At 32.3% G+C, this 6,624-nt stretch carries 6 protein-coding genes; 4 read left to right on the forward strand and 2 right to left on the reverse strand.

The window, feature by feature from the left end; genetic code table 11:
• On the forward strand, positions 1-1,181 hold a 1,181-nt coding region (locus tag SVN78_07315; protein ID MDY6821413.1), incomplete at its 5' end, for a thiolase domain-containing protein.
• 58 nt (positions 1,182-1,239) lie between these two features.
• Complete coding sequence (locus SVN78_07320; protein ID MDY6821414.1) at positions 1,240-1,683, forward strand: MaoC family dehydratase; 444 nt, start codon at positions 1,240-1,242, stop codon at positions 1,681-1,683.
• Between the two features lie 50 nt (positions 1,684-1,733).
• Here the strand turns inward: SVN78_07320 and SVN78_07325 are convergent, their stop codons facing one another.
• Positions 1,734-2,654, reverse strand: a complete 921-nt coding sequence (locus SVN78_07325) for a tetratricopeptide repeat protein (protein ID MDY6821415.1) — start codon at positions 2,652-2,654, stop codon at positions 1,734-1,736.
• A 122-nt stretch (positions 2,655-2,776) separates the two neighbouring features.
• On the opposite strand from SVN78_07325, the gene SVN78_07330 reads away from it, so the two are divergent.
• A complete protein-coding gene (locus SVN78_07330) occupies positions 2,777-3,331 on the forward strand; it encodes a matrixin family metalloprotease (protein MDY6821416.1) in 555 nt (184 codons plus the stop codon).
• Positions 3,332-3,347: 16 nt separating this feature from the next.
• Here the strand turns inward: SVN78_07330 and larC are convergent, their stop codons facing one another.
• Entirely contained in the window at positions 3,348-4,544 is a 1,197-nt protein-coding gene (larC, locus tag SVN78_07335; GenBank protein MDY6821417.1) for a nickel pincer cofactor biosynthesis protein LarC, read from the reverse strand.
• Between the two features lie 239 nt (positions 4,545-4,783).
• Between larC and SVN78_07340 the strand changes: the two genes are divergently transcribed.
• A partial coding sequence (locus SVN78_07340) for a hypothetical protein (GenBank protein MDY6821418.1) occupies positions 4,784-6,624 on the forward strand: 1,841 nt, incomplete at its 3' end.

Raw genomic sequence — 6,624 nt, forward strand, 5'->3', positions numbered from 1 at the left:
TATATGTAGCAGGAACATCACATAGCAAATTTGGAAGATTAGAGGATAAAAGTATCTATGATTTAATTTGTGAAGCTGGAAAAGGTGCCTTAGAAGATAGTAATATAGAGGCAAAGGATATTGGTGGAATCTGGGTAGGGAATTTTAATGCACCCGTTTTGAATAATCAAAGTCATTTGGGTCCAATTGCTCTTGATATTCACAAGGATTTCAGGTTTAAGCCAGCTACAAGTGTGGAAAACGCTTGTGCTAGCGGGATGTCAGCTATACTCCAAGCAATAAACGCAATTAGGGCAGGAGAGGTTGATTTTGCTTTAGTTATAGCTGCAGAAAAAATGACATCCCTTGATACGAAAGGGGTAACCTATGCATTGGCACAGGCTTCACATTGGGAGCTTGAAGGCTCTAAAGGTATGACCTTCCCAGGGCTTTTTGCTGAATTTGCAAAGGGTTATATGAAAAAATACAATATTAGTTTAGATAGGTTAAGGGTTGCATTTGCCAAGATTGCTTCTAAAAATCACAGAAATGCCCTTCACAATCCTTTAGCACAACTACCCAGGGATTTAAGCTATGAAGATATATTAAATTTGCCTGAGAAAAAAAATCCTATAGTTGCTGATCCACTTAGAGTCTATGATTGTTCGTTAATATCAGATGGTGCTGCCGCTGTTGTATTGACAAATAAGAAAGAAGTAGCAAAGAAGAATGGTTCTGTCATTGAAATTGCGGGGATAAAACATGTTAGTGATTATTTAAGCATGAAAAATAGGGAAAATTATACATTGTCCGGTGCAAAAATTGCTATAGACAGTGTTCTTAAAGAAACTAACCTAACTATAGATGATATAGATTTTGCAGAAATCCACGATTGTTTTACTATAGCTGAGATTATGTTATATGAAGCTATGGGATTGGCAAAACCAGGTGAAGGCTATCTCTTGATTGATGAAGATACTGTTTTTCCAGAGGGTAAATTGCCTATTAACCTTTCAGGGGGTCTTAAAGCAAAGGGACATCCTGTTGGAGCAACAGGTGTTTCAATGGCTGTTTTAGCTACAAGACAACTTATGGGTGATCCTATAGGGCTAAAAGCTGAAAATGCAAAAGTTGGTTTAACCTTTAATTTAGGCGGCTCAGGATCTACTAATGTAGCAGCAATATTTAAGAGAGAGGATTAGTTTAATTATATTTGGTTTAATACTTAATAAATAACATTTAGCTAAGGAGAGAGTGTTTATGCGTTATTTTGAGGATTTAGAAGTTGGAGAAAAGAAGTCTTTCGGTAGTGTTAAAGTAGATAAGGATGAAATAATAGATTTTGCTAAAAAGTTTGATCCCCAATATTTTCACATAGATGAAGAGGCTGCAAAAAAATCAATTTTTGGTTCCCTTTGTGCATCAGGTTGGTATACCGCCTCTATAACACACCGAATGGTTGTAGAAAATTACTTTAAGGATTTATCGGTTTTAGGCTCCCCAGGAGGAGATACCCTTAGGTGGCGAAAACCAGTATTTCCAGGAGATACACTCTCTGTTGAGTTAGAGGTAATGGAGAAGAAAAACCATAATAAGTATAAAGAAATAGGTATAGCTAGGATGAGATGGAATACCTTTAACCAAAATAAAGAAATTGTTATGTCATTAGTAGCTAATTTACTAGTTAATAAAAGAAATAATTAACTTTAGTTACATTATAAGAATAAAAGCTTATTAAGAATTTTTAAAATATACTAATTGTTAGGCAATAACTGATCTAAGGTGCATAGACTTCTGTTATATTGACAAGCTCTATCGAAATCGTAACTTGCTAGTTGGTATTCTCCTATATTTTCATATGCCACACCTCTATTATAATAGGCATAAGCATTCTGTGGGTCAATATTAAGTGCTGCAGTATAATCTTCAATTGCTTTATCATAGTTATTAATAGAAGCATAAACTAGGCCCCTAGCTACATATGCATCATCATAGTTTGGATATAATGTTATAGCATAAGAGAGGTCAGATATTGCTTGATTAATATTGCCAGTTTTATAAAAAGCAATCCCTCTGTTATAATATATAACAGGATTATTTGGATCTAACCTTGCTGCCTTTGTTAAATCATTAATTGCATTATTATAGTTAGAGCTATTTAAATAGGAGACTCCTCTATAAATATAACTATTTACATGATTTGGGTTTAATCTAAGTGTTTCAGTAAAATCATCTATAGCATTTTCATAATCACCTAGATTCATATACGCTAGCCCTCTATTATAATAAGCTATATATTTATCTGGATTTAGTTCTATTGCTTTTGTGTAGTCATTAATAGCATTATTAAAATCTTTTAGTTTAAAATAAGCATTTCCTCTTTTTAGATAAGCCTCATAGAAAGATGGGTCTAATTTTATAGCTTCTGTATAATCAAAGATTGCTTGATTATATCTTCCTAATTCATAGAAGGATTCAGCTCTTTTAAAATATAGCTCCTCATTAAAAGGATCAATAATAAGTGCTTGTGAGTAATAATTTATTGCATTTACATAATTACCAGAATTAAATGCTGCATCACCGTTTTCAATTAAACTATTATAATCCATCTCTTGAGCATTGAGGTAGCTAAATAAAAAGAGTGTAGCTATTATTATAAAGAATTTATTTATCATGTTATTTTAAAAATTTTATATTTTTAATATATTAATCGTCAATAATTAATATTTCTTAATAAAATTATTAAAGTAAATGCAAAAACTTCCGATTATGTAAAAAAAGTTTATAGAGAATGGTTATGATTAACAATATATTAAATAATATTATTGATAATATTATAACAAAACAGCAAAATGTAGATCAAGATAAACTTATACTTAATACAAATTTAGAAGGTGATCAATATAAGGCTTTGCAGTCTGCTGCAAATGAGTGGAACAGTGAATTAGGTGAAGATATTGTAGAGATTAGGCACGGTGATGCTTCTAAAGATCCATCAGGAGAAATGGATGGAATAAATTCTATTACCACTGGCGAATTACCAGGAAGCCCTATAGGGACAACCTATACACATTATAAGGTTTATAGCAAACAGAATCAAGGTATTCAAACCCAAAAGGAAGTAGATATAGTTATAGAGGATATTGAAGATGATGAGCTATTTGAGGCAGTAGCCCTACATGAGATTGGGCATGCACTAGGAGCTGAACATGTGCTAAGAGATGGTGCTGTTATGAACCCAAGGATTGAATCAGGTGATAAAGGAGACTACCCTACAGAATTAACAAAGGCCGATATTAACGCTGTGAAAAGAGGAAACAGAATTGGTGAATTTGTTAATAAAGTTGTCTAGCTCAGATTATTTTTTATTAAGCTGAAATTATTTTCTCTATTTCTTTTAACACTCTTTTTAAAGGCATGTTAAATTTATTTGCAATCTTCTTGCAATCCTCATATTCGGGAGAGATATTAATATTATCTCCAAAAGTAGCTTTTTTGACTCTTACACTTCCCCAAGGGGTTTCAATTGTATAAATATCTCTATTTAGTTCTACTTTATCAACAAAACGCTTTCTATAACCTATAGTAGTAGTTTCTTTAAATATTGTCTCAGCAATTACACCCTCATTACAAATATCAGTTAGTATTGTAATTAATGTAGCAGGTCTTTGTTTTTTCATAAAAATAGGTGTATAGTAAACATCTAGTGCGCCAGCATCAAACAATTTTTGCATTAAATATTCATATATTTGAGGATTCATATCATCTATTGTAGTTTCAATGAGTAGCTGCTCTTTTGTAGGTATATTCTCAGTTAATTCACCTATTATAACCCTTAATAGATTTGGTATTTTAAAATCCTTAGAGCCTGCTCCATAGCCAATATTGAGTACTTTCATTTGTGGCATATATCCTATGTGCTCTGAGAGAGTAGTTATAATTGCTGCTCCTGTAGGTGTTGTAACCTCATCTGCTATATTGTTTGAGTATATAGGGCAATTTTTTAAAAGTTCAATTGTTGCAGGCGCAGGTACCGGTATTTTACCATGAGCAGCATCAATAATACCACTTCCTATTGGTATTGGTGAAGAATAGATTTTTTCAATCCCTAATAAATTAAAGGCAATTAAACTGCCAACAATATCAATAATTGTATCTAGACCACTTAATTCATGAAAATGGACCTTGTTTATATCTATATTGTGGATCTTTGATTCTACTTCAGCTATTCTTTTAAATATTTTATTTGACAATAACTTAACATTATTATTTAATTTACTAATTTCAATAATTTCTAATATATCATTTAAATGTCTATGTTTTTTATGATCTTTATTTTTCCCTTGATGTATAGAATTATTATCTAATTCAATAATATTAACCTTTGTGCCCTCCATAAAAATCTTATTAGCCTTTGTTATTTCTATTCTGTATTCTGATTCTGGGATTGGAAGCTTTAATAGCTCTTTTTTCCATAGATCTATATCAAGACCTGCATCAATTAAAGCCCCTAAAATCATATCACCACTAATGCCACTAAAACAGTCAAAATAAGAAATTTTCAACTCAAACCTCCTTTAAGTTATATATCAATAAATCTATTCTCATTTAAATTTAGCCTAATGATTTTATTATTTTTAATGTGGAGTGTCTAGTGATTTATTGTGGGATTTACTAACATAGAAAGAAGATTGTAGTTTTACAGATTTATTTTATAAAAATCCTAAAGTAAATCATTATATGGTCGATAGTAAATTTAGAAAATGCTTTAAAGAGTATTAAATAAATTTATAGGAGGTATAAAATGCCGTTAGTAGTACAAACAAATGTATCAGCCATAACTGCACAAAGGTATGTTGGGCAAACACAAAATAATCTATCAAAGTCAATACAAAGATTGTCTTCAGGATTAAGGATTAATTCTCCAGCAGATGATGCTGCAGGGCTTTCTATAGCTGACCAAATTAAGGGGCAGATTGTTGGTTATGAAAGGGCTTCATTAAATGTTCAAGATGGTCTATCTATGTTGCAGGTTGCTGATGGAACACTTGGTGAAATCAATTCAATGCTTCAAAGGTTAAGGGAGTTGGCAGTTCAATCAGCAAATGGTATTTATAACGCAAATGATAGACAGTATATACAGCAAGAAGTAGATGAGCTAAAAGACGAGATTAATAGGGCTGCATATGCTGCTGAATTTAACACAAGAAAGCTATTAGATGGTGATATGACTGCACTATGGACAGCTGATAACCCTAATGTTAATACAGTAGTAAATGGGCCTGTTAAAACAGGTAATTATAAGATGGAATTAAATGTCACACCAGGTCAAAATGCTGTATACCAGACAACACAATTTCAATACGCAGAGAATACGAGTAATGCTAATATTATAGAAGGTCAAGAAGCTGTTAGTAATATTAATCCAGTAAATATGCCTGAAACAAACCCAATAACAGGTGAAGAGCTTACTTATAATATGGAGATTAACGATAATATTAATAATGGTAACGATAAAGACAAGGTGGTAATGGCAAAAACTGTAGAGAATATGCAGGATTTTGATGATTCAAATAAATTTAAAGATGTGGAAGTTAATAAAAGTGGTTATTTGTTAGTTGAATTCAACCAAGGTTATCCAGAAGACCCTGAAGACGGGCAAGAATATACTGGTTTTGCAACCCTAACATGGTATGATGCAAATAGTGATTTTACAGAATCAGTTACTGTGCCAGCTACATACAACGATAGAAATGGTTTGCTTGGAACAGAGATAGGCTCATATGCAGATGATTTAGAGATTGATCTAACAGCTTTAACAGCTTTTGATGAAGGGACATTAGATATAGGTGGGGAAGAATTTGACAGGATAGAAGCTGGCGATAAGGTATTATATTCAGTAAGTGATAGAAACACTGTAGATGATGATGCAGGTCCAGAAGAGTTTACGGTAAAACTACAATCTATTTCAAACCCTGATGTTACAACAGATATACAGTTTAACCAATTATCTGGAACAAATCAAACATTTCAACAGGTTGAAATGGATGAAAATGGCAATGTATGGACGTATAAATACAATGTTCAATTTGCAGGTTTAGAAGATGATGACTACAATATATCCTTTAATGTAGAACAAAACCAACAAAAAGAAATTGTTGATTATAATACACAGCTTGGTGAACTTGCCCAATTTATTTCCTCCGATGGTAGTGAAGCCTTTGCTACCTCAAAAGATTTGACTATCTATGGTGGTAACGGGGAAAGTGCTACCATTCATTTGTCTGGTTCAAATACTGTTAAGGAACTTGAAGATAAATTAAACCAGGCTTTAATAAGTATGGGATATGGCTCTATTGATCCAACAATTAATGAAAGATTGGTAACTTTTGTAACAGAAGAAAATCAAAGTATGTTTGGTAATAACATTGTTCAACCTGGTTCAATTGTAATTCAAACACCAACACCAGGGGAAGAAGGCCAGCTTTATTTTTCTGGTGATGAAGAGCTAATTAGTGGTCTTGGAATAAGTAATATCAGAGAATCTGGGGAGAATGTTATTATTGCAGACGTATATGATAGTTATACAAATGAACATATAGGCTCTGAAGTTATTAAAGATAATACTATGAAACTACTTCCTGG

Source organism: Deferribacterota bacterium (assembly GCA_034189185.1).
GTDB lineage: Bacteria > Chrysiogenota > Deferribacteres > Deferribacterales > UBA228 > UBA228.